A 23,000-nucleotide genomic window follows, 5' to 3' on the forward strand; every position below is an offset into this window, starting at 1 on the left:
ATCCATTTGGCTGATTTCACGGCACCGGGCTTCATGGCCGCTGACTTGGACATACATACAAAACATCTAAAAAGCCGCACGCGCTCCAGCGCAAGTGAGCAAGAGATCAGCAACAGGCGCTCACAGCGAGTAATACATTTCGAATTCCAGCGGGTGCACGGCCTGGCGAAAGCGCGTGACTTCGCCCATCTTCAGCTCGATGTAGGCGTCCAGCATGGCGTCGGTGAACACGCCGCCTTTGGTGAGAAAGGCCCTGTCGGCGTCCAGCGCTTCGATCGCCTGATCCAGGCTGTGGCAAACGGTGGGAATCAGCGCGTCTTCCTCGGGCGGCAGGTGGTACAGGTCTTTGGTGGCCGCCTCGCCGGGGTGGATTTTGTTTTCCACCCCGTCCAACCCGGCCATGAGCAGCGCGGCAAAGCCCAGGTAGGGGTTCATCAGCGGATCGGGAAAGCGCGCTTCCACGCGGCGCGCCTTGGGGTTGGTGACGAAGGGCACGCGGATGGAGGCCGAGCGGTTCTTGGCCGAGTAGGCGAGCTTGACTGGCGCCTCAAAGCCGGGCACCAGCCGCTTGTAGCTGTTGGTGCCCGGGTTGGTGATGGCGTTGAGCGCGCGCGCGTGCTTGATGAGGCCGCCGATGTAGTACAACGCAAAGTCCGACAGGCCCGCGTAGCCCTCACCGGCAAAGAGGTTCTTGCCGTCCTTCCAGACCGATTGGTGCACGTGCATGCCCGAGCCGTTGTCGCCCACGATGGGCTTGGGCATGAAGGTGGCCGTCTTGCCGTAGAGGTTGGCCACGTTGTGGATGACGTACTTTTGCAGCTGCGTCCAGTCCGCGCGTTTGACCAGGGTGCTGAACTGGGTGCCGATTTCGTTCTGGCCCGCGCCAGCCACTTCGTGGTGGAACACCTCCACGGGGATGCCCAGTGACTCAAGCACCAACGACATTTCGGCGCGCATGTCCTGCGTGCTGTCCACCGGCGGCACAGGAAAATAGCCGCCCTTGACCGTGGGGCGGTGGCCGCGGTTGCCGCCTTCGAGCCGCGCGCCGGTGTTCCAGGGCGCTTCGTATTCTTCGATTTCAAAGCCGACCTTGCCGGGGGAGTTCTCCCAGCGCACGCCGTCGAACAGGAAAAATTCCGGCTCGGGGCCGAAGTAGGCGGTGTCGCCCAGGCCGGAGGCTTTCAGATAGGCCTCGGCGCGCTTGGCGATGCTGCGCGGGTCGCGCTCGTAGGGGGTGCCGTCGGCTGGGTCCACCACATCACAGGTCAGAAACAGCGTGGGCTCCTGGAAGAAGGGGTCGATGTTGGCGGTGTCGGGGTCGGGCATGAGCAGCATGTCCGAGGCTTCGACGCCTTTCCATCCCGGCATGGAGGAGCCGTCAAACGCATGGCCGCTGTGGAACTTGTCCTCATCGAAATGGGACACCGGCACGGTGACGTGCTGCTCTTTGCCACGGGTGTCGGTGAAGCGGAAATCAACGAACTTGATGTCGTTTTCTTCGACCATTGCCATGACGTCATCGACTGTTTTTGCCATAAGGGCACTCCTGCTCGTAGGAAAACTCGGTGGGGAAATTGGGTGGGGCATGAAAGCCCAAGGCGCCGTAGCCGCCCAGGCCGGCCTGAAAAAAACCTCTGCGCGCTGGCGGGCGCCGCGCGCGGCGCGAAGCTTACTGCATGTCGTATCGCACCAGCGCGAGCCGGGCTTTGTTTTGGCCCATGCGTGGCGCGCCAGCGCAGACGGGCAATGCTGGCGCTGGCTTTTGGCATGTCACTACTTTTTCTTGGCGCTCTTGGTGCGTGCCGTCAGCTGCGCGGCAGAGGAGGAACCGGCGCTGCGCGGGCGCGGGCGCAGGGCCGAGGCCGTGCTGAAGTAATGCGCCAGCATTTGCTGGGCGCTAACGCCCACGGTGTCGCCATCGAGGCGGCGGTACTGGCCCTCCTCCTGCAGCACCCAGGCATCCTGGTCGTCCATCAGATAGGCCACCAGGCATTCGTCCACGATGCGCTGGCGCAGCGCCGCGTCGCGCACCGGCCAGGCCAGCTCCACGCGCCGCGCCATGTTGCGGTTCATCCAGTCGGCGCTGGCCAGGTACAGCTGCTCCTGCTGCCCGGCCTGGAAGAAGAACACCCGCGTGTGCTCCAGAAAGCGCCCGACGATGGATCGGATGCGGATGGCGCCGCCGGCAGGCGTGGCGTGCAGCGCCGGCAGCACGCAGGCCGCGCGCACGATCAGGTCGATCTGCACGCCGTGCTGGGCCGCCTGGTGCAGGGCGGCGGCCAGCTTCCAATCGGTCAGCGCGTTCATCTTGGCAACGATGCGCGCCGGCTGGCCGGCCTGGGCGGCGGCCTGGGCCTGGGCGATGTGCTCCATCAGCGTGGCATGCAGCGTGAAGGGCGCCACCAGCAGGCGGTTGAGCGGCGGCAATGCCACCTGGCTGGCCAGCAGCGTGAAGACGGCATCCATGTCGGCGGTGATGGCGTCGTTGGCCGTCAAATAGCTCAGATCGGTATAGAGCTTTGCCGTGCGCGGGTTGTAGTTGCCCGTGGACAAATGCCCATAGCGCTTGAGGCCGCGCGCCTCGCGGCGCGTGACCAGCAGCATCTTGCCGTGCGTCTTCAAGCCGACGATGCCATAGACCACCTGCACGCCGATGGCTTCGAGCATCTCGGCCCAGTTGATGTTGTTCTCCTCGTCAAAGCGGGCCTTGAGCTCGACCACGGCGGTGACTTCCTTGCCTTTGCGCACGGCCTCGCGCAGCAGCTCCATCATCACCGAGTCCGCGCCAGTGCGGTAAACCGTCTGCTTGATGGCCAGCACGTCCGGATCCTTGACGGCCTGGCGCAGAAACTCCACCACGGCATCAAAGCTCTCGAATGGCTGGTGGATCAGCACGTCCTTCTGGCGGATGCGTGCAAACAGGTTCTCGCTGTTCTTGAGCGAGCGCGGCCACTGCGGAATCCAGCGCGGGAACAGCAGCGCCGGGCGCTCGCCATCGACCAGGTCGATGACCTGGTTCAGGCGCACCAGGTTCACCGGCCCCTCGACGCGGTACAGCGCTTGCTCGGGCAGCTCGAACTCGGCCAGCAGCAGATTCACGATGGGCGCCGAGCAGCCGTGCGAGACCTCGATGCGCGTGGCCTTGCCGAAGTGCCGGTGCTGCAGGCCCCTGCGCAGCGCCGTGCGCAGGTTCTGCACCTCGCCCTCGGTGACGGCCAGATCCGAGTGGCGCGTGACGCGAAACTGCGAAAACTCCACCACCTTGCGCCCCGGGAACAGCTCGGGCAGGTGCGTGCGGATGATGCTCGATAGGCTGATCACGCCGATCTTGCCCTTGCCCCCGGCCAGCGCATCGGGCAAGCGCACAAAGCGCGACAGCACGCGCGGCACTTTGACGATGGCGATCTCGTTGCGGTTGCCAAAGGCGTCCTCGCCATCGAGGCGCACAATGAAATTCAGCGTCTTGTTGGCCACCTGCGGGAAGGGGTGCGCCGGATCGAGCGCCACCGGCGTCAGCAGCGGCCGCACCTCGCGCTCGAAATACTCCTTGACCCAGCGGCGCTGGCCGGCATTGCGCTTGCCGTGCGAGAAGATCTGGATGCCCTGCTCCTGCAGCGCCGGCAGCAGCGCCTTGTTGTAGAGCGCGTACTGGCGCTGCACCAACTGTTGCGCCTTGTGCGACAGCCGCGCATAGCTTTGCACGGAAAACTCGTCGTCCTCCACGCCATCGCGCGCGGCCTCCAGGTGGTCGGCCACGCGCACCTCGAAGAACTCATCCAGGTTGGAAGAGACGATGCACAGATAGCGCAGCCGCTCCAGCAGCGGCACATCGTCGCGCTCGGCCCAGTCGAACACCCGCTCGTTGAAATCCAGAATGCTGCCGTCCCGATCCAGCCAGGCAATGCCATCGGGCCGCGCCAGGTGCACGATCAGCTCGCTCTCGGCCTCGATCTGCTTGCGGCTCAGGCTCCAGGCCGAGCCCGTCGTGGCCTGCAGCGCCTGGGCCGTGCGCAGCGCATCGCTGAGGCTGTCGGCATCGGCGCGGCGCAGCACCAGCGCGCCAGGCTGCGGCACGGCGGCGCCGGTCTTTTGGGTTTGCCTAGCCTGCTTGGATGGTTTGGGCGGTTTGGCCTGCTTCGCGGCCTTGCCCGCCTTATCCGCCTTGCTGGCCTTGGCAGTCTTCTTGCGATCGCTGCGCTGCTTGGCCGCTTTCGGGCCCTTGCCCGGCCTGGGCTGTTCTGGCTGCTGCGATGCCTGCACTGCCAACTTGCCTTGTTCGCCACTGGGCAGCGCCAGCGGCTGGGCCTGTGCAACAAAAGCAGCGGTGGATTTTTCGGGGGATTTCTTTCGGGCCATGCGCAATGCCGTATGTCAAAAAAAGCGCCGCAAGTGTCGCACGCCTTGCGCCCTGCGGCACAGACAAAGCGCCTGCCGCGCTCAACTTCTCACGCCTTGCTGGCCGGTACGCCAAAACCAGTGCGCAAGGGCCGAAGGCAAAACCCAAGGCACGGCCGGCGCGCCAGCAACACGCTGCCTACAATGGCCCGCCCGCCACAGCCATTGCCTGCCCACATGCCCCACACCGCCCTGCCCTTTGCCATCGAGCTTTGGCTGCCCGAAGAGCTGCCGCCGCACCAGCGCCAGCAGGCGCAACAGGCCTTCGCCCAGGCCCTGGCTCAATCCCTGGGCGACGCCGCGCTGGTCTTGCCCACCTATCAGGCCTTCGTCGCCATCGTGCAGGCCCAGGGCACGGGCAGCGCCGAAGGCATCGACGTGGAAAACCTGCCCGACGCCCAGCGCCACGTCTTCGAAAGCTGGCGCCTGGCCGAAACCCAGGCCATGCAGGCCGTGTTCGGCCCCCAGCGCCACATGGGCGAAGGGCTGTACACGCTGCGCGCGCTGTAAGCCGCGTAAGCTGCCCGCTCAACCTCTTGGCGCGGGCGGGCAAAAGCGCTTGGGCAGGTTCGGGGCTTTCTCCGCCTGCTTTGTGAAAACCCGCAATGTCGCCATCCAATCTGGCCGGGCGGCACTTTTCTGGCCCGGCAAGCCGCCTGCCGCCACGGCTTGCAGGCATACTTGCGCTCTTTTTTCTCCTACGGCCCTTTTCTTCTCACCGATCTCACCGACCATGAGCGCACCTCTTGTCCTTTCCGTCCAATCGCACGTCGCCTACGGCCATGCTGGCAATTCGGCGGCGGTGTTTGCCATGCAGCGCCTGGGCATTGAAGTCCTGCCTGTGCACACGGTGCAGTTCTCCAACCACACGGGCTATGGCGCATTCCGTGGCCAGGTGTTCGATGTGGCGCACCTGCGCGAGGTGTTCCAGGGCATCGAGGAGCGCGGCCTGCTGCCGAAAATTTCTGCCGTGCTCTCTGGCTACATGGGCGACAGCAGCATTGGCGATGCCATCATCGACATTGCCCAGCGCGTGCGCCAGGCCAACCCGGCGGCGCTGTATCTGTGCGATCCGGTGTTCGGCGACGTGGGACGCGGCGTGTTCGTGCGCCCAGGCATTGCCGAATACCACCGCGACCACACCCTGGCGGCGGCGGACATCATCACGCCCAACCAGTTCGAGTTCGAGCAGCTCATGGGAGTGACGCTGCAATCGACCGCCCATGCGGTCGAAGTGGCGCGCCGCCACATTGCCAGCACGGGCAAGACAGTGGTCATCACCAGCCTGGTCACGCCCGACATCGCCCAGGGCCAACTGGCCACGCTGGCCGTGCGCGCCCAGCAGGCCTGGGTCGTGCACACGCCCATCATTGCGCGCACGCCGCTGCCCAATGGCATGGGCGATGCGTTCTCGGCCATTTTGCTGGCGCACCTGCTGCAACAGCGCCCGCTGCCCGAGGCGCTGCAACAGGCCACGGCCAGCCTGTACGCGCTGGTGGGCCACACCCAGGATGGTCAGCGCGACCTGCCGCTGATCGAGCAGCAGGCGCAGATCGTGCAACCGCAGCAGCAGTTCGAGGTGGTGGCGCTTTAAAGCAGTCGGCAGTCAGCGCCGGCGCTTGCGCCGACGCGAGGATTTCGAGGGCAGGCGTTTGGCCCTCAGCGCCGCCGCGCCGTGCGCACGCCGGGCACCTGGGCGACGGCGGCGAGCACACCCTGCAGGCGGGTGGCGCTGTGCACTTCGACGGTGAAGACCATCGTGGCGGTGTTGTTCTTGTGGCTGCGCGTTTGCACGCCGATGACGTTGGTGCGCTCACGCGTGAGCACGTCGGAGATGTCGCGCAGCAGGCCCTGGCGGTCCTGGGCCTGCACGTGGATTTCCATCGGGTACAGGGCCTTGCCGCTCGCGTCGGCGCCGCCAGCGGCGCCTGCGCTGTCGCGCCATTGCACTTCGATCAGGCGCTCGGGCGAGGTATTGCGCATTTTCTGAAAGTTGCTGCAGCTGCTGCGGTGGATGGCCACGCCCTTGCCGCGCGTGACGAAGCCGCCGATCTCGTCGGGCGGCGCTGGCATGCAGCATTTGGCCAGGTGCGTCATCAGTGAGTCCATGCCCACCACCAGCACCTTGCCGCTGCCGCCGCTGCGCGGCTTGCGCAGCACCACGGTGTCGCTGCTGGCCTGGCCCGGCTCCTCGCCCGGCGCGGGGCGCAGCAGGGCTTCGAGCGTGCGCAGCGAGAACTCGTCCTTGCCCACGACTTCAAAAAAGGCGTCGGCGGATTTGAAGCCCAGCTGTTCAGCGATCGACTCGAGCTTGAGCGCCGTCTTGCCTTCGCGCTGCAGGATTTTCTCCACCACCTCGCGCCCTTTGGCGACGGTCTGCTGCTGCAGTTGGGCGTTGAACCAGGCGCGCACCTTGCTGCGCGCACGGTTGCTGCTCAGATAGCCCAGCTCGGGGTTGAGCCAGTCGCGCGAGGGGCCGCCGTCCTTGGCGGCGACGATCTCCACCGTCTGGCCGTTTTGCAGCGGCGTGTTCAGCGCCACCATGGCGCCATCGACCTTGGCGCCACGGCAGCGGTGGCCCAGGCTGGTGTGCACGGTGTAGGCAAAATCCAGCGGCGTGCCGCCCTTGGGCAGCTCGACGATGGAGGCATTGGGCGTGAGCACGTAGATGCGGTCGTCGAACAGGCCCAGCGCGCGCACTTCGTCGCTGTCGGCGAATTCGCGCTCCCAGGCCAACAGCTGGCGCAGCACGGCGATCTTGGCGTCGTACTCGCCACTGGCGGACACGCCGGCATAGCCCTTGGTGCCCGCCTCCTTGTAGGCCCAATGCGCGGCCACGCCGGTCTCGGCGTGCTCGTGCATGGCCTGGGTGCGGATCTGGATTTCCACCGCCCGGCCCTGCGCGTCGCGCACCACCGTGTGCAGCGATTGGTAGCCGTTGGGCTTGGGCTTGGCGATGTAGTCATCGAACTCGGCCTCGATGGGCGTGAAGTGCGTGTGAATCCAGCCCAGGGCCTCGTAGCACTCGGGCACGCTGGGGACGATGATGCGCATGGCCCGCAGGTCAAAGAGCTGCTCGAAGGCCAGCGATTTGCCGCGCATCTTTTTGACGATGCTGTAGATGTGCTTGGGCCGACCCTGCACGACGGCCTGCACGCCGCGACGCTGGAGCTGGCTGCGCACTTCATCGCACAGCTGCTGCATGTACTGCTCGCGCTCGCGCCGCTTGGCCGCGAGCTTGCCGGCCACTTCGTGGTAGGTCTCGGGCTCCAGAAAGCGGAAGGCCAGATCCTCGATTTCCCACTTGAACTGCCAGATGCCCAGCCGGTTGGCCAGCGGCGCGAACACGTACAGGCTTTCCTCGGCCAGCAGCGGGTCGATGGGCACCTTGCTGCTGGCGTGGTAGCGCAGCGTCTGCAGGCGCGAGGCCAGGCGGATGAGCACCACGCGCAGATCGCGCGAGAAGGCCAGCAGCATCTTGCGCACCGTCTCGGTGTGCTCGATCTTGGCCTCGCCCTGCTTGCGCGCGCCCGAGCCGCTGCGCGCCTGGCCCTGTATCTGCATGAGCTTGGAGGTCTCCACCGCCAGCGCTGCATAAGTCTCGCCAAAGCGGCGCGCAATGGCCTCCTGCGGCTGGTGCAGGTGGAACGAGGCATAGATCAGGTAAGTGGCCGCCTGCATGGCCTCGGAGCCGCCAATGGCCCGCAGCAGCTCGGCCACCGCATCGGCATGCGCCAGCACCGCCTCACCGTTGCGCAGCACTTCGCCGGCCAGCAGAGGTTGGGCAAAGGCGCGCGCGCGCGCCAGCATGTCCGTTTGGCTGGGCAGCATGGCCGCCGCCGCGCTCAGCAGCAGCGGCGGCGCCGGGGCAGCGGCGCCGAGCCCGTCCAGGGGCAGCGTAGGGGTCTCTGCAAGGGGGGAGTTCATAGCAAACCGTGAAGTCCGGGGCGTGCGCCGCGTGCCGCGTCGGGCGCAATGTGCGCACTATAGGACAAGCTGCGCGCGCATAGGCGCATAGGCGCAAAGGCGCATGGCGCTGGTTCAGGCCTCGCCCAGCAGGAATTGCTCGACCACGGCCAGCTGTTCGGGCTGCACCAGCGTGGGCGCATGCCCCACGCCTTCAAACTGCACCAGCTGCGCCTGCGGGCCGCGCCGGGTCATGGCCTGGGCGGTGGCGGCGCTGAGCAGATCGGACTGCGCGCCGCGCAGCAGCAGCGTGGGCAGGCGCAGCGCATCGTACAGGCTCCAAAGCACCTGCTCGCCTGCGCTGGCCGCCTCCTGAGTGAAGGATTGGTAGGGCTGCGCAATGGCCGGGTCGTAGTGCAGGGCCAGCCCGCCTGCGCCATCGCTGCGCAGCATCGGCGCCGACAGCGCCAGCCACTGCGCATCGCTGTGCGGGCCAAAGCCCACGGCAATGCGCCGCAGGTACTCGGCCCCTTGCTGCAGGTCGGCAAAGCGCAGCGGCTGGCCCAGGTAGCTGCCGATGCGCTGCAGCGCCTGCCATTCGATGCTCGGCCCCACGTCGTTGAGCACCAGCCGCCCCAGCGGCAGCGGCAGGCTTGGCTGGGCCAACAGCCCCAGGCCGATCAGCCCACCCATGCTGGTGCCGACCCAATCCATGCGGGCGATGGGCTGGCCCTGCGCCTGGGCCTGTTGTGCCAGCTCGGCCAGCAGCGCCTGCATGTCGCCCACATAGGTGGGGATCTGGTAGCCGTGGGCATCGGCCAGCCAATCGCTGCGCCCGCGCCCGACCACGTCCGGGCAGATCACGCGCGCCTTGCGCCGCAGGCGCTGCGCCAGCACGTCGAAGTCGCGGCCATTGCGCGTCAGCCCATGCACGCAGACGATGAGGTGGGCATTGCCCGCATCATCGGCTGCGGGCCAATCCCAGTAGGCCATGCGATGACTTTGCGCATCGCCTGCGCCGTGCGGCCCGGCCTTGCTGGCGCCTGGGCACTGCACGTGGCGCAACTGCGCTGGCGGCGGCGCATCGGCGGCCCAGGCCGCGTTGGCGGTGCCAGTTGAGTGCTCATGCTGCAATTCGGACATGCCTTTTCCCTCCAGTCCAGGGCCTTGCACAGGCTTTCGGGCAGGCCGCAGCAGCACAGCCGGCAAAGCTGCGAGAATGCGGCCTGCAAAGATTTTCTCCATGCCACGGCCCCGCACCAGACGGGGCCGCTTCGCGCACATCCTAATTGAAATCCGCAACCTGAAATCTGCAACCGATACGGAGGCTTGTCATGCATCTCAAAGGAAAAACCGCACTTGTCACCGGCTCCACCAGCGGCATTGGCCTGGGCATTGCCCAGGTGCTGGCCGCACAGGGCGCCAACATCCTGGTCAACGGCTTTGGCGATGCCGACGCGCCGCGCCGCGCCATCGAGCAGGCCGGCCAGGCGCACGGCATCCGCACCGCCTACCACGGCGCAGACCTGAGCAAGGTGGGCGAGATCGAGGATTTGATGGCTTACGCGCAAAAGGAATTCGGCCGCGTGGACGTGCTCGTCAACAACGCCGGCATCCAGCACACCGCCCGCATCGAGGACTTCCCGCCCGAGCGCTGGGACGCCATCATCGCCATCAACCTCAGCAGCGTGTTCCATACCACGCGGCTGGCGCTGCCGGCCATGCTTCAGGCCAACTGGGGCCGCATCATCAACATTGCCTCGGTGCATGGCCTGGTGGCCTCGGTGGAGAAATCGGCCTACGTGGCGGCCAAGCATGGCGTGGTTGGACTGACCAAGGTGACTGCGCTGGAGACGGCCACCACTGGCGTGACGGCCAATGCCATCTGCCCCGGCTGGGTGCTGACGCCGCTGGTGCAAAAGCAGATCGACGACCTGGCAAAGAACAACGGCATCAGCACCGATCAGGCCCAGGCCCAGCTGCTGGGCGCCAAGGAGCCCTCGCTGCGCTTTACCACGCCAGAGGAACTCGGCGAGCTGGCTGCCTTTTTCTGCTCGCCCGCCGGCGACAACGTTCGCGGCGTGGCCTGGAACATGGACGGCGGCTGGGTAGCCCAATAACCGGCTGCGCAAAGTCTCTGCGCCCTGCGGATCACATACTGTGACCGCAGCCACCATGCAATCCATCCGTGGCCAGCCCTGCCCTGGGTGCTGGCCCGCATCTTTTTCCTTCACTGTTTTCTGCCCTACCCAACACCATGACCCAAGCCTTGCAAACCCTGATCGAAAACGCCTGGGAAGAGCGCGCTGCGTTCTCCCCCTCCTCCGCACCGGCCGATGTGCGCCAGGCCGTCGAGGACGTGCTGACCCAGCTCGACAGCGGCGCCCTGCGCGTGGCCTCGCGCAATGGCGTGGGCGACTGGACGGTGCACCAGTGGGTGAAAAAAGCCGTGCTGCTGTCTTTTCGCCTCAACGACAACAGCCTGATGCAGGCCGGCGACCTGGGCTTTTACGACAAAGTGCCCACCAAGTTCTCGGGCATGTCGGCGCAGCAACTGGCCGCCACCGGGGTGCGCGTGGTGCCGCCGGCCGTGGCGCGACGCGGCAGCTTCATTGCCAAGGGCGCGATCCTGATGCCCTCCTACGTCAACATCGGCGCCTACGTCGATGAAGGCACCATGGTCGATACCTGGGCCACCGTAGGCTCCTGCGCACAGGTGGGCAAGAACGTGCACCTCTCCGGCGGCGTGGGCCTGGGCGGCGTGCTCGAGCCTCTGCAGGCCAATCCGACCATCATCGAGGACAACTGCTTCATTGGCGCACGCTCGGAAATCGTCGAGGGCGTGATCGTGGAGGAAAACTCCGTCATCTCCATGGGCGTGTACATCGGCCAGAGCACGCCAATCTACGACCGCACCACCGGCGAGGTCAGCTACGGCCGCATTCCCGCGGGCTCCGTGGTCATCAGCGGCTCTCTGCCCAAGGACGGCGGGCGCTACAGCCTGTATGCGGCCATCATCGTCAAGCGCGTGGACGCACAGACCCGCGCCAAGACCAGCCTCAACGACCTGCTGCGCGATTGAAGCCTCGGCCCAAGCCTCTCACCCTTATCAGCGGCGGCCTTCGGGCCGCTTCTTTCATGCAGCTTGGGGCCGCATCTGGGCGGCCTCCAAGCCGCTGTTTCACAGCAAGAATTCATCACAGAAAATGCCTCGAAGTGCCTGATCTCATTGGGGTAATCCCCAGTCAAGTTGCATAACAACAACACTTTGAATCGCTCTGTGCGGGCAAATGCAAATAATGCTTAAGCATCGTGCAGCGCCGCCCGTACACTCGGCAGCGTCGATGCATTGCCAGGCCTGCCACAGGCACAGCGCAACAGACGAACACAGCCCCGGCCTGCCTCCCCATGCAGCCGGGCATTGTTTCAATCTTTGGGACTCCCGCCATGAAAACCTCACACCTGTCCATCGCCCTGATCCCCCTGCTGGCCTTTGGCGCTGCCCATGCGCAAAGCAGCGTCACGCTCTATGGCCGCATCAACACCACCGTGGAACACCAGAAGTTCCAGGGTGAAGACGCCACCACCGGCCTGCACAGCAACTCGTCGTACATCGGCTTTCGCGGTGTGGAAGACCTGGGCGGCGGTTTGAAAGCCGGCTTCGTTTTCGAACAAAAAGTGGACTCCACCACTGGCGCGGCCACCGACGGCTTTGCCCGCCAGTCCGAGCTGTACCTGGGCGGCAACTTCGGCAAGCTGCGCCTGGGCAACTACAACTCCACGGTCTACAGCAACACCGCTGATTACATCAGCATGCACAACCACGACACCGGCTCGTCTGCCGATGCGTTGTATGCCTACATCGTGCCCAATACCGCCAAAGTCGGCTACGTGACGCCGGAGCTGGGCGGCTTCTCGCTGGAGCTGGGCTATGGCTTTGAAGACAACCACAACGGCAAGTCGCCCTACGACCTGAGCGTGAGCTACAAATTCGGCAATTTCGACCTGGCCGGCGGCTTTGCCAAGCACGACAAGGCCGAGGCCTACACGCTGCGCGCCCTGTACGCCACCGACACCATCGCACTGGGCGGCTACGTGCAGTTTGACGAGAACGGCCATGGTGCGAACCTGGGCGACCGTCTCTCGGCACGTCTGGCTGCGGCCTACTTCGCCGGCGCATCGGAATTCCATGCCAACGTGGGCTGGGCCGATGAGTACGACAACGTGGCCAAGAGCGGCGCAACCCAGTTCACGCTGGGCTACAACTACAACCTGAGCAAGCGCACCAAGCTGTACGGCTTCTACACCCGCATCGACAACGAGCGCAACGCCAACTACGGCGGCGCACCGGCCGCAGGCAAGGACTTCAGCTCCTTCGCTCTGGGTGTGCGTCACCTGTTCTGATGCACGCGCGGCATTGCCCGCTTGCATGCCCAAAGCCCTGCCCTCTCGGCAGGGCTTTTTTGTGGCATGTCGCGCTCAGGCCCTAGCTGCCCAGCTGCTCGAACAGGCGCTGGTAGAGCGCATAGCGGCTCGCGGCAATGGCCGGCAGGGCCCGGGGCGCGGCCTCTGGCGCAGGCGACTGCCCTACAACAGTGTCGTCATCGGGATGCGGCGCATCGTCCTCGGCCACGGCGGCGCGCACCACGCAGCCGGGCTCATGGCGGTGGCTGCAGTTGTGAAAGCGGCAGCCGGTGGCGTGGCGGCCGATGTCGGGCATCCAGCGCGGCAAGTCCTGCCGGCGGATGTGGTTCAGGCCAAACTCCTGAAAGCCGGGCGAATCCAGCACTGCCGTGCCGCTGGCGCGGTCCAGCCAGTACCAGGTCGTCACCGTCGTGGTGTGACGGCCACTGTTGAGGGCGCGGGAGATTTCTGCCGTCTGCGCTGCCGCATCGGGAATCAGGCGGTTAATCAACGTGCTCTTGCCCACCCCGGAAGGGCCCAATACCAGGGTGGCCCTGCCCTGCAGGCGCTGGCGCAGCTGGGCGAAGTCGCTGCCGCCGTGCTCGGCATCCAATTGCAGGCGCAGCACCGGGTACAGCGGCTGGGCTGGCGCACTCGGTTCTTCTTGCGGCCAAAGTTGGCGGTAGGCGCGCAGGCGCTGCCACGCGCGCTCGAACGGGGATTGCACATCCTCCTTGTTCAGGCCGATGAGCACCTCGATGCCTGCGGCCTGCGCCGCCACCAGGGATTTGGCCAATTGCTCCTCGGAGAACACCGGCTCGGCCGCCAGCAACACCAGTATCTGGTCGATGTTGGCGGCGAAAGCCTTGGTGCGCACTGCATCCTGGCGATAGAACAGGTTGCGCCGGGGTTCGATGGCCTCAATGCTGCCCTCCTCGTCCAGGCCGCCGGTGGGCGCTGCCAGCCACTGCACGCGGTCGCCCACCACGGCCTGGCTTTTCTTGCCGCGCGGATGGCAGATGCGCCGCGAGCCATCGCTGGCCTCAACCACATAGTGGCGACCATGGCCCGTCACTACCAGGCCGTGCTGCAAGTCAGTTCCGGGGCGAGTCACAGTCATGCCTGCACCTGCTGCCCCATGCGGGCCAGACGCTCGCTGGCCGGCGGGTGCGAATAATGAAAGCGCGCATACAGCGGGTCGGGCGTGAGCGTGGCGGCGTTGTCCTCGTACAGCTTGAGCAGGGCCGCGGCCAGGTGCTGCGCGCTGCTGTGGCGTGCGGCATAGGCATCGGCCTCGAACTCATGGCGGCGCGAGAGCTGTGCCCACAGCGGCTGCAATAGCCCGCCCAGCACGCCCGCGACAATGGAAAACAGCAGCAGCGCCAATGCGTTGTGGGCCTGCGGCAGCAGGCCGCCCTGGGCATCGAGCTGCGGCGTCACGCCCAGGGCCGTGAAGAATGCCGGCTGCTGCAGCAGCCAGCCCAGCGCAGCAAAGCCCAGGACGCTGAGCAAGGCAAACAACGCCAGGCGCTTGGCGATATGCCGGTGCTTGAAGTGCCCCAGCTCGTGGGCCAGCACGGCCTCGATCTCGCCATGGCCGAGCTTGCGCAGCAAGGTGTCGAAAAACACCACCCGCTTGGCGCTGCCCAGGCCGGTGAAGTAGGCATTGGCATGGGCGCTGCGGCGGCTGCCATCCATGACGAACAGGCCCTGCGCCTTGAAACCGCTGGCCTGCATCAGCGCGCGGATGCGCTCCTCCAGCGCCTGGTCCGCCAGCGGCTCGAAGCGGTTGAACAGCGGCGCAATCCAGGTCGGATACAGCCACAGCATGAGCAGGTTGAAGCCCATCCACAGCGCCCAGGCCCACAGCCACCACAGGCCGCCTGCGGCCTGCATCAGCCACAGCAGCGCCGCCAGCAGCGGCACGCCCAGCAACAGCCCCAGCAATACCGCGCGCAGCGCATCGGCCAGCCACAGGGCCCAGCTCATTTGGTTGAAGCCGTGGCGCTGCTCGATGACGAAGGTTTTGTACAGACCCAAGGGCAGGTTCAGCAGCGCGGAGATGGCGCCAAACGCCAGCATCAGGGCCAGTTGCTGGCCCAGGCCAGGCCCCATCCAGCGCAGCAGCGCCTGATTGAGCGCATCCAACCCGCCGCCCAGCGTCCAGATCAGCACCACCAGGGCGGACAGCGCACTCTCCCACATGCCCAGCCGCACCGTGTCGGCCGTGTAATCGGCGGCGCGCTGGTGCGCCGCCAGCGTGATGCGCTGCGCGAATGCCGTCGGCACCTGAGCGCGGTGGCGCAGCACATGGCGGCGCTGGCGCCGGGCCAGCCACAGCTCCAGCGCCGTCTGCAACAGCAGCGCGGCCACGAAGGCCTGCGCCAACCCAGCCAGCGGCAGCGCCCCAGGGGCGGGGGCGAAAGCACTCCAGTCAGACATCGTGGCCTCCGGCAAAAAGCAAAGCGGGCATTGGCCCATTGCCGGCGCTCTGGCTCAGATCGCCCTGCGCGCAAGCCTGGGAAATGGCGATGATCACGGCCGGGGGCTGCACGGCTGTCAGGCTGTGCCGCTCTTTCTTGAGCTTGCCAGCGCCGCTTTGGTGGATGGAGATGGTGGTCATGGTGTTGCCTGTCCCTGTTCTCAAAAACAAACCGCCGCGCGTTGCCGGGCGGCGGTCTTGTTGCGGGGTTGCGCGGGCATTATGCCGCCAATGGCAACACCACGCCCTACAGCCCCAGCCGGCGCTCAAGCCATGCCTTGCAACGCTGGGCAAGGCGCCCAATGCTGGCCACACGCCCCAGACGCCAGGCCAGCGCCAAGCCCGCGAGCGCGCCAGCGAAGGACATGTGCGCCGCAGCGGACACCGGCCGGTATGCGGACCACACGGCATGCACCTCCATCCCCTGTATGCCCCAGTGCACCAGCAGCCATTGCACAGTCAGTATCGGCAGGCCGATCCAGGCGAGCAAAGTCAGAGCGCCCCACAAAAAGTGGAGCAGAAAAGCCGCAAAGCTGTCTTGTCCGAACCCGCGCAGCAGCCGCTCGCACGCCCAGATGCTGAGCGGCCACAGCACCAGGCCCAGCGGCCCCATCGCCAGGCCACTGAGCAAGCCGATGATCAGCTCCTGAGCGACAGGCGAAAGCATGGGGGCGGGCTTTGCAGCGCCGCAGCGCTGTTTCGCGCGCCTCAGGCGCCCAGCAGCGCGTGCATTTCCTGCACCGAGATCACGTCCAGATCGGACAGCGCTTTCATGCCCTCCACGGCCGCCTCGGCGCCGTAGATGGTGGTGAAGATGGTCACGCGCCCTTGCAGCGCGCTGGTGCGGATGGAGCGGCTGTCGGCAATGGCGTTGCGGCGTTCTTCCACGGTGTTGATGATCATGGCGATCTCGCCGTTCTTGATCATGTCCACGATGTGCGGGCGGCCTTCGGCGACCTTGTTGACGACTTTCACGGCCAAGCCTTCAGCCTCGATGGCGGCGGCCGTGCCGCGCGTGGCCACCAGCTCGAAGCCCATGGCCAGCAGGTCGCGAGCGATGGCCACGGCGCGCGGCTTGTCGCTGTCGCGTACCGTCAGGAACACAGTGCCGCTGGCGGGCAGGCGCTCACCCGCCCCCATCTGAGCCTTGGTGTAGGCCTCGCCAAAGGTCTTGCCCACGCCCATGACTTCGCCGGTGGATTTCATCTCGGGGCCGAGAATGGTGTCCACACCGGGGAACTTGACGAAGGGGAACACCGCTTCCTTGACGCTGAAGTACGGCGGCGTGACCTCCCCGCCCACGCCCTGCTCGGCCAGGCTCTGGCCGGCCATGCAGCGCGCGGCGATCTTGGCCAGCGGCAGGCCGGTGGCCTTGCCAACAAAGGGCACGGTGCGGCTGGCGCGGGGGTTGACTTCCAGCACGTAGATCACGTCTTTCTTCTGGCCGCCTTCTTCCTTTTCCTGGATGGCGAACTGCACGTTCATCAGGCCCACCACGTTCAGCCCCTCGGCCATGGCGCGGGTCTGGCGCTTGAGCTCTTCGATGGTCTCGGCACTGAGGTAGTACGGCGGCAGCGAGCAGGCCGAGTCCCCCGAGTGCACGCCGGCCTGCTCGATGTGCTCCATCACACCACCGATGAGCACCTGGCCTGTGGCATCGCGCACCGCGTCCACATCGCATTCAATGGCGTTGGACAGGAAACTGTCGAGCAGCACGGGCGAGTCGTTGCTGACCTGCACTGCTTCGCGCATGTAGCGCTCCAGCCCGGCTTGCTCATGCACGATTTCCATCGCACGGCCGCCCAGCACGTAGCTGGGGCGCACCACCAGCGGATAGCCCAGCTCGGCGGCTTTTTCCAGCGCCTCGGCCTCGGTGCGGGCCGTGGCGTTGGGCGGCTGGCGCAGGCCCAGCTGGTGCAGCAGTTGCTGGAAGCGCTCGCGGTCTTCTGCCGCGTCAATCATGTCGGGCGTGGTGCCGATGATGGGCACGCCGGCCTTTTCCAGGCCCAGCGCCAGTTTCAGCGGTGTCTGGCCGCCGTACTGCACGATGACGCCGGCGGGCTTTTCCTTATCCACGATTTCCAGCACGTCTTCGAGCGTCAGCGGCTCGAAGTACAGGCGGTCGCTGGTGTCGTAGTCGGTGGAAACGGTTTCGGGATTGCAGTTGACCATGATGGTTTCGTAACCATCCTCACGCATGGCCAGCGCGGCGTGCACGCAGCAGTAGTCGAACTCGATGCCCTGGCCGATGCGGTTGGGGCCGCCACCGAGCACCATGATTTTTTTCTTGTCGGTGGGCTGGGCCTCGCACTCCTCGTCGTAGCTGGAGTACATGTAGGCGGTGTTGGTGGCGAACTCGGCCGCGCAGGTGTCCACCCGCTTGTACACGGGGCGCACGCCCAGCGCGTGGCGGCGCGCGCGCACCGCGTGCTCGTCGGTGTGCAGCAGCTTGGCCAGACGGCGGTCGGAAAAGCCTTTTTGCTTGAGCGCGCGCAGCGTGGCCTCATCCAGCGCGGCCAGGGCCTGCTCGCCCTTTTCGGCGTAGAGCTTGTCCAGATCCAGCTCGATGCGCACGATTTGCTCGATCTGCACCAGGAACCACTTGTCGATCTTGGTGATGGCGTGCACTTCGTCCAGCGACCAGCCCGCGGCAAAGGCGTCGCCCACGTACCAGATGCGCGAGGGGCCGGGCTCGCCCAGCTCGCGCTCGAGGATTTCGCGGTCCTGGGTTTTTTCGTTCATGCCGTCCACGCCCACTTCCAAGCCACGCAGGGCCTTCTGGAAGGATTCCTGGAAAGTGCGGCCCATGGCCATGACCTCGCCCACGGACTTCATCTGCGTGGTCAGGCGGTCGTCGGCCTGGGGGAATTTCTCGAACGCAAAGCGCGGCACCTTGGTGACCACGTAGTCGATGCTGGGCTCGAAGCTGGCCGGCGTGGCGCCGCCGGTGATGTCGTTCTTCAGCTCATCGAGCGTATAGCCCACGGCCAGCTTGGCCGCGACCTTGGCAATCGGAAAGCCCGTGGCCTTGGAAGCCAGCGCCGAGGAGCGGCTCACGCGCGGGTTCATCTCGATCACGATCATGCGCCCGTCCTTGGGGTTGACCGCGAACTGCACATTGGAGCCGCCCGTGTCCACGCCAATCTCGCGCAGCACCGCCAGGCTGGCGTTGCGCATGATCTGGTATTCCTTGTCGGTCAGCGTCTGTGCCGGCGCCACGGTGATGGAGTCGCCCGTGTGCACGCCCATCGGGTCCAGGTTCTCGATGGAGCAGACGATGATGGCGTTATCGGCCTTGTCGCGCACCACCTCCATCTCGTATTCCTTCCAGCCCAGCAGCGATTCCTCAATCAGCAGCTCGTTGGTGGGCGAGGCCTCCAGGCCGCGCTTGGCGATGGTCTCGAACTCCTCGGCGTTGTAGGCCACGCCGCCGCCCGTGCCGCCCAGCGTGAAGCTGGGGCGGATGATGGTCGGGAAACCCACCGTCTTTTGCACCTCCCAGGCCTCGGCCATGCTGTGGGCGATGCCGCTGCGCGCTGAGCCCAGGCCGATGCGCGTCATGGCGTCCTTGAACTTCTGGCGATCCTCGGCCTTGTCGATGGCCTCGGGCTTGGCGCCGATCAGCTCGACCTTGTATTTGTTGAGCACGCCGTTGCGCCACAAATCCAGCGCGCAATTGAGCGCCGTCTGCCCGCCCATGGTGGGCAAGATGGCGTCGGGGCGCTCCTTGGCGATGATTTTTTCCACCGTCTGCCAGTTGATCGGCTCGATGTAGGTCACATCCGCCGTGGCCGGGTCGGTCATGATGGTGGCCGGGTTGCTGTTGATGAGGATGACCCGGTAGCCTTCTTCGCGCAGCGCCTTGCAGGCCTGCACGCCGGAGTAGTCAAACTCGCACGCCTGCCCAATGACGATGGGGCCGGCGCCGATGATGAGAATGGATTGGATGTCGGTTCTTTTGGGCATAACTGGGGGACTCAATAGAGACAAAACGGCAGGCTAAGTCAGGGCCAGGGCATGGCAATGTGTCTGCAGGCACAGAAAAGGCGGTTGTCAAAACCGCCCGCCGCTGCGGCCAGGCCGCGCGATCCGCACAGTAGTGCGCCGCACCTGTCCGCGCCCGCTGCTACAGAGCACATCAGGCCGTGCCGCTGATGGTGCGCGACTGGATGTGCGCCAGCAGCTTTTCCAGGCGCTCGGGCTGCACTTTCTTCTGCATCAGCTGCAGCATGCCCTCGCCTTCGGCGATGGGGCGCAGCACGTCGACCTCGGCCGGGTAGAAATTCACATCCCAGTCGAGCAGTTCCTGCTCGAACTCTTCATCGCTCCAGTTCTTACCCTTGGCGATGAAGATCACCAGCGGCATGGCCTTCTTCTCGATGAAGGCTTTTTTATAGGGCTTTTGCGCCCAGCGCTCGGAAAACCACTCGCGCGCGCCGGGCTCCAGCGTCAGCATGCGCTTGGCAATGGCCTTTTCCAGGGCCGTGGCAGGAAAGCTGAAGAGTTTCATGGATCAGGTGCTCGAATCAGTTCTGTGGGCAAATGCCTGGCGCTGCAGCCTTTGCTGCCAGCCCGCGCTTTAGGGCTTGTTGAGATTGAGTGTTGCGGCGGTGTTTTCGGTCAAAAACCGCAACTGCTGCGTTGTAAACGCTTGCACGGTGACAGACCTTGCGCGCGTTTTCGCCTTGCATTTGCGACTTTTGCCTCGAAAAACCACTTCGCAAACCCAATCTCAACAAGCCCTATGCCGCCTGGCGGCGCATGAGCTGGATGAAATGGTCGAAAAGATAGGCGATGTCGTGCGGGCCGGGCAAGGCCTCCGGGTGCCCCTGGAAGCAGAACGCGGGCTTGTCGGCATGGGCCAGGCCCTGCACCGTGCCATCGAACAGGCTGGTGTGCGTCACCCGCACCGTATCCGGCAGCGACTGGGCATCGACCGCAAAGCCGTGGTTCTGGCTGGTGATGCTCACGCGGCCGTTGTCGTGGTCCTTGACCGGGTGGTTGCCGCCATGGTGGCCAAACTTCATCTTGTAGGTCTTGCCGCCCAGCGCCAGCGCCATGATTTGGTGACCCAGGCAAATGCCAAAGGTCGGCAGACCGCTGTCGATCGCGCGGCGCGCGGCCTCGATGGCGTAATCGCAGGGTTCAGGATCGCCAGGCCCGTTGGAGAGAAACACGCCATTGGGCTGCATGGCCAGCACTTCATCAAACGGGGTCTTGGCCGGCACCACCGTCACCCGACAGCCCTTGTCGGCCAGGATGCGCAAGATGTTGCGCTTGACGCCAAAGTCGTAGGCCACCACATGCAGCTTGGGTTCGGTCTGTTGACCGTAGCCCTGACCCAGCACCCAGGATGTCTGCGTCCACTCGTAAGGTTTGTCGGTGCTCACGCGCTGCGCCAGATCCAGGCCACTCATGGATGGCGCGGCCTGGGCCTGCTGCCGGGCCTTGGCAATCACCTCCGGCGTGGCCTGCTCGCCAGCGGGCAAAGCCATGATGCAGCCATTTTGCGCACCGTTTTCACGCAGATGGCGCGTGAGCTTGCGCGTGTCGATGTTGGCGATGGCCACCACGCCACGGCGACGCAGGAACTCCTGCAGCGACTGCGTGCTGCGGAAGTTGCTGGCCAGCAAGGGCAAATCCTTGATCACCAGGCCGGCCACGAAGGTCTGGGTGGACTCGTCGTCCTCCTCATTGGTGCCGCAGTTGCCAATGTGGGGGTAGGTCAGCGTCACGATCTGCTGACAGTAGCTCGGGTCGGTGAGGATTTCCTGATAGCCCGTCATCGAGGTGTTGAACACCACCTCGCCCACCGTGGCACCCTCGGCCCCGATGGCATTGCCCGTGAACACCGTGCCGTCGGCCAGCACCAAAAGCGCAACGGGGAAATCCCCCTGCTGTAGAGACAAAAGCACGCAATCACCTCAAAAAGGATTCGTCAGGCCCCGCCCTGCCTGTGCATTTTTCGATCTGGCAGCAGCGCGCAAAAATGGCCGCTGGCAAGGCGCAGGCCAAGCCCAGCAAAGCCCGCCGCAGGCGCAGCCAAGCGGCCAAACGGGCCAGATCAGAACGGGTGAAATAAACCGGCTGAGTATAACTGAAGGCCCTGCCCCCAAGGCCCGGCCAGACAGGTCTGCCGGCCTGGCTCAGCAAGCCTCACCCAGCTGCTGCAGCCATTGGCAAAGCTGCAACAAATCGGCCGCTTGCGGCGGCAGCGGCCCGGCTTCGGCGGGCCAGCTCTTGCCTTCACGATTGAGCCAGAACGCCTGCATGCCGGCATTGCGGGCCCCGGCCACGTCCAGCAGCGGGTCATCGCCCACGTGCAGCACGGCCTGCGGTGGCAGCCCAAGGCGCTGCGCGCCCAGCCTGAAGATGCGTGCATCGGGCTTGGCATGGCCTGCCTCGCGCGCCGGCAGGCTGGCGGTAAAACAGCGGCCAATGGGCATGGCCAGCACATCGGCATTGCCATTGCTCAGCGCCAGCAACGGGTAGCGCGCCGCCAGCCAGTCCAGCGCCTGGGCTACCTCGGCAAACGGCTGCACCCGCTGGCGCGCGGCAAAAAAGACCTCGAAAGCCTGCTGCGCGCGCTGCGGCGCAGCCTGCTCGCCGGCGGCCTGCATGGCCAGGGCAATGGTTTGCAGGCGCAGAAACGACAAATCGTGGGCACGCTGCGGATGGGCCGCCTCGACCTGCGCACGCCAGGCCCGCGCCGCCCCCGGCTCGGCCCAACGCCGCGCCGCAGCCGGGGTGTGCGCCTGCATCCAGGCCAGCAACTCAGCCTCGGCCTGCGCAATGGCCGGCCAGACGGGCCAGAGCGTATCGTCCAAATCCAGCGAAATGGCCTGGATGCGCGCCGCCGCCTGTGCGCCGCCCATGGTTGTTGTCCGCCGGCAAACTGCCAGCGGCCCTGGTTGAGCTGGTGCAACCATCAAGCCCATTCCTCCATTCCATGCCGGCGCGACACCTGGGCTTGGCGCTGCCCATGCCGTCCAATCCGGCAAAAAACAAAACGCCGGACAGTATCCGACGTTTTGGAAACGGGCCGCCTCAGAACTTCAGGCCTTCCGTGGCTTGCTGCGATTTCTTTTTCGCCTCTTCCTGCGCACGATTTTCGGCTGCCTTGGCCGCTTGTTGGAAGGCGGATTCTACCGCTTGTTCTTCTTTTGCGTCCAGTAATATTCTGGAAATATCTACAAGTAGGTCTTTAGAAAGCCCAAGTGCCGCAAGCGATGTCTTGCCAGCACGAATTTCAATCCCTCTACCGTTATATATCTCTTTGGTTTCACAATCCCCCCAACAAGCCACCACATCGAAACGATCAGACAACCCAGTGAGTTCGATACTGTTATAACTGGAGCCCGTATCTTTTTCATACACGGGCTTACCATATTTTTCAAGCAATTTTGCATAAATACTTTTGAGCATACCATCCCGATCGGCCTTACTCAGGTCATTAGGATAATGAATACTTCTTTCGCTATAAATTCTGAAAACTTTGTCTTTCAGATCGATTTGAATCTTTTCCTGTGTATCTTTGATCCTGCACTGAAACACCTTGCTGTGCAGAACGTTGTATCTTTCCGACTTCTTCTCCCCTATTTGAAAATTCCCTCCATTGCCGCATTTTTCTTCAAGCAGGGCGGTCACCTGGGCTTCGCTCATGCCCAGCCTGAAGCCTTCTATATCGAAATCATTGACATTGGCCCATGCCGTCGCGCAGAAGGCGGCAAGTGTGGCAGCTAGTAGTTTTCTCATAGGTTTTCTCCTGGAGTGCTGAAAGATGATCCCTTGCGGGATGGCATGAACACCGGGG

At 65.1% G+C, this 23,000-nt stretch carries 18 protein-coding genes; 5 read left to right on the top strand and 13 right to left on the bottom strand.

Translation table 11 applies throughout. The features are described 5' to 3' along the window. Window positions 1–120: 120 nt before the first annotated feature. Both glnA and ppk1 read right to left on the bottom strand, forming a co-directional pair. On the bottom strand, window positions 121–1,536 hold the full coding sequence (gene glnA, locus CK620_RS03225; protein WP_095549026.1) for a type I glutamate--ammonia ligase: 1,416 nt from the start codon (window positions 1,534–1,536) through the stop codon (window positions 121–123). A 237-nt stretch (window positions 1,537–1,773) separates the two neighbouring features. Continuing rightward, complete coding sequence (ppk1, locus tag CK620_RS03230) at window positions 1,774–4,356, bottom strand: polyphosphate kinase 1 (protein WP_095549027.1); 2,583 nt, start codon at window positions 4,354–4,356, stop codon at window positions 1,774–1,776. A gap of 216 nt (window positions 4,357–4,572) precedes the next feature. Here ppk1 and CK620_RS03235 point away from each other — a divergent pair, with 216 nt between their 5' ends. Both CK620_RS03235 and pdxY read left to right on the top strand, forming a co-directional pair. Then, window positions 4,573–4,905 (top strand): hypothetical protein, encoded by a 333-nt coding sequence (locus CK620_RS03235; protein ID WP_095549028.1) that lies wholly within the window; start codon window positions 4,573–4,575, stop codon window positions 4,903–4,905. A gap of 223 nt (window positions 4,906–5,128) precedes the next feature. Next, window positions 5,129–5,989 (top strand): pyridoxal kinase PdxY, encoded by an 861-nt coding sequence (gene pdxY / locus CK620_RS03240; RefSeq protein ID WP_095549029.1) that lies wholly within the window; start codon window positions 5,129–5,131, stop codon window positions 5,987–5,989. Window positions 5,990–6,054: 65 nt separating this feature from the next. Here pdxY and CK620_RS03245 read toward each other — a convergent pair whose 3' ends face one another. Continuing rightward, complete coding sequence (locus CK620_RS03245; protein ID WP_095549030.1) at window positions 6,055–8,322, bottom strand: RelA/SpoT family protein; 2,268 nt, start codon at window positions 8,320–8,322, stop codon at window positions 6,055–6,057. Window positions 8,323–8,436: 114 nt separating this feature from the next. Beyond that, window positions 8,437–9,444 carry an alpha/beta fold hydrolase gene (locus CK620_RS03250; RefSeq protein ID WP_095549132.1) on the bottom strand — a complete coding sequence of 336 codons (1,008 nt, stop codon included), beginning with the start codon at window positions 9,442–9,444 and terminating at the stop codon, window positions 8,437–8,439. A gap of 191 nt (window positions 9,445–9,635) precedes the next feature. Between CK620_RS03250 and CK620_RS03255 the strand changes: the two genes are divergently transcribed. From CK620_RS03255 to CK620_RS03265, 3 genes are all read left to right on the top strand, one after another. Further along, window positions 9,636–10,421, top strand: coding sequence for a 3-hydroxybutyrate dehydrogenase (locus tag CK620_RS03255; RefSeq protein WP_095541960.1), 786 nt, complete (start codon window positions 9,636–9,638; stop codon window positions 10,419–10,421). A 137-nt stretch (window positions 10,422–10,558) separates the two neighbouring features. Then, window positions 10,559–11,383, top strand: a complete 825-nt coding sequence (dapD, locus tag CK620_RS03260; RefSeq protein WP_095549031.1) for a 2,3,4,5-tetrahydropyridine-2,6-dicarboxylate N-succinyltransferase — start codon at window positions 10,559–10,561, stop codon at window positions 11,381–11,383. A gap of 365 nt (window positions 11,384–11,748) precedes the next feature. After that, window positions 11,749–12,705 (top strand): porin, encoded by a 957-nt coding sequence (locus CK620_RS03265; protein WP_095541958.1) that lies wholly within the window; start codon window positions 11,749–11,751, stop codon window positions 12,703–12,705. Between the two features lie 82 nt (window positions 12,706–12,787). Here CK620_RS03265 and rsgA read toward each other — a convergent pair whose 3' ends face one another. From rsgA to CK620_RS13720, 9 genes are all read right to left on the bottom strand, one after another. Next, on the bottom strand, window positions 12,788–13,825 hold the full coding sequence (gene rsgA, locus CK620_RS03270) for a ribosome small subunit-dependent GTPase A (protein WP_095549032.1): 1,038 nt from the start codon (window positions 13,823–13,825) through the stop codon (window positions 12,788–12,790). Continuing rightward, window positions 13,822–15,147, bottom strand: coding sequence for a M48 family metallopeptidase (locus CK620_RS03275; protein ID WP_095549033.1), 1,326 nt, complete (start codon window positions 15,145–15,147; stop codon window positions 13,822–13,824). Before CK620_RS03275 ends, rsgA begins: the two co-directional genes overlap by 4 nt. Next, complete coding sequence (locus CK620_RS03280; protein ID WP_095549034.1) at window positions 15,140–15,328, bottom strand: GreA/GreB family elongation factor; 189 nt, start codon at window positions 15,326–15,328, stop codon at window positions 15,140–15,142. The genes CK620_RS03275 and CK620_RS03280 overlap by 8 nt, the downstream gene beginning before the upstream one ends. Before the next feature lie 106 nt (window positions 15,329–15,434). Then, window positions 15,435–15,818 carry a hypothetical protein gene (locus CK620_RS03285; RefSeq protein ID WP_143325895.1) on the bottom strand — a complete coding sequence of 128 codons (384 nt, stop codon included), beginning with the start codon at window positions 15,816–15,818 and terminating at the stop codon, window positions 15,435–15,437. A 77-nt stretch (window positions 15,819–15,895) separates the two neighbouring features. Continuing rightward, window positions 15,896–19,153 carry a carbamoyl-phosphate synthase large subunit gene (gene carB / locus CK620_RS03290; protein ID WP_095549036.1) on the bottom strand — a complete coding sequence of 1,086 codons (3,258 nt, stop codon included), beginning with the start codon at window positions 19,151–19,153 and terminating at the stop codon, window positions 15,896–15,898. A 172-nt stretch (window positions 19,154–19,325) separates the two neighbouring features. Next, window positions 19,326–19,697: a hypothetical protein gene (locus CK620_RS03295; RefSeq protein ID WP_095538620.1), complete on the bottom strand. Its 372-nt coding sequence runs from the start codon at window positions 19,695–19,697 to the stop codon at window positions 19,326–19,328. A gap of 232 nt (window positions 19,698–19,929) precedes the next feature. Further along, window positions 19,930–21,102 (bottom strand): glutamine-hydrolyzing carbamoyl-phosphate synthase small subunit, encoded by a 1,173-nt coding sequence (gene carA / locus CK620_RS03300; protein WP_179290557.1) that lies wholly within the window; start codon window positions 21,100–21,102, stop codon window positions 19,930–19,932. A gap of 231 nt (window positions 21,103–21,333) precedes the next feature. Further along, window positions 21,334–22,062 carry an HAD family hydrolase gene (locus CK620_RS03305; protein ID WP_095549038.1) on the bottom strand — a complete coding sequence of 243 codons (729 nt, stop codon included), beginning with the start codon at window positions 22,060–22,062 and terminating at the stop codon, window positions 21,334–21,336. A gap of 172 nt (window positions 22,063–22,234) precedes the next feature. Next, window positions 22,235–22,942 (bottom strand): hypothetical protein, encoded by a 708-nt coding sequence (locus CK620_RS13720; protein ID WP_179290558.1) that lies wholly within the window; start codon window positions 22,940–22,942, stop codon window positions 22,235–22,237. Window positions 22,943–23,000 lie beyond the last annotated feature (58 nt).

The organism is Vandammella animalimorsus (assembly GCF_002285285.1).
Taxonomy (GTDB): Bacteria; Pseudomonadota; Gammaproteobacteria; order Burkholderiales; family Burkholderiaceae_C; genus Lampropedia; species Lampropedia animalimorsus.

Excerpts from the sequence above, each read along its gene's own strand:
- glnA (WP_095549026.1), bottom strand. The coding sequence starts at position 1,536 with ATGGCAAAAACAGTCGATGACGTCATGGCAATGGTCGAAGAAAACGAC.
- ppk1 (WP_095549027.1), bottom strand. The coding sequence starts at position 4,356 with ATGGCCCGAAAGAAATCCCCCGAAAAATCCACCGCTGCTTTTGTTGCA.
- CK620_RS03235 (WP_095549028.1), top strand. The coding sequence starts at position 4,573 with ATGCCCCACACCGCCCTGCCCTTTGCCATCGAGCTTTGGCTGCCCGAA.
- pdxY (WP_095549029.1), top strand. The coding sequence starts at position 5,129 with ATGAGCGCACCTCTTGTCCTTTCCGTCCAATCGCACGTCGCCTACGGC.
- CK620_RS03245 (WP_095549030.1), bottom strand. The coding sequence starts at position 8,322 with ATGAACTCCCCCCTTGCAGAGACCCCTACGCTGCCCCTGGACGGGCTC.
- CK620_RS03250 (WP_095549132.1), bottom strand. The coding sequence starts at position 9,444 with ATGTCCGAATTGCAGCATGAGCACTCAACTGGCACCGCCAACGCGGCC.
- CK620_RS03255 (WP_095541960.1), top strand. The coding sequence starts at position 9,636 with ATGCATCTCAAAGGAAAAACCGCACTTGTCACCGGCTCCACCAGCGGC.
- dapD (WP_095549031.1), top strand. The coding sequence starts at position 10,559 with ATGACCCAAGCCTTGCAAACCCTGATCGAAAACGCCTGGGAAGAGCGC.
- CK620_RS03265 (WP_095541958.1), top strand. The coding sequence starts at position 11,749 with ATGAAAACCTCACACCTGTCCATCGCCCTGATCCCCCTGCTGGCCTTT.
- rsgA (WP_095549032.1), bottom strand. The coding sequence starts at position 13,825 with ATGACTGTGACTCGCCCCGGAACTGACTTGCAGCACGGCCTGGTAGTG.
- CK620_RS03275 (WP_095549033.1), bottom strand. The coding sequence starts at position 15,147 with ATGTCTGACTGGAGTGCTTTCGCCCCCGCCCCTGGGGCGCTGCCGCTG.
- CK620_RS03280 (WP_095549034.1), bottom strand. The coding sequence starts at position 15,328 with ATGACCACCATCTCCATCCACCAAAGCGGCGCTGGCAAGCTCAAGAAA.
- carB (WP_095549036.1), bottom strand. The coding sequence starts at position 19,153 with ATGCCCAAAAGAACCGACATCCAATCCATTCTCATCATCGGCGCCGGC.
- CK620_RS03295 (WP_095538620.1), bottom strand. The coding sequence starts at position 19,697 with ATGAAACTCTTCAGCTTTCCTGCCACGGCCCTGGAAAAGGCCATTGCC.
- CK620_RS03305 (WP_095549038.1), bottom strand. The coding sequence starts at position 22,062 with ATGGGCGGCGCACAGGCGGCGGCGCGCATCCAGGCCATTTCGCTGGAT.
- CK620_RS13720 (WP_179290558.1), bottom strand. The coding sequence starts at position 22,942 with ATGAGAAAACTACTAGCTGCCACACTTGCCGCCTTCTGCGCGACGGCA.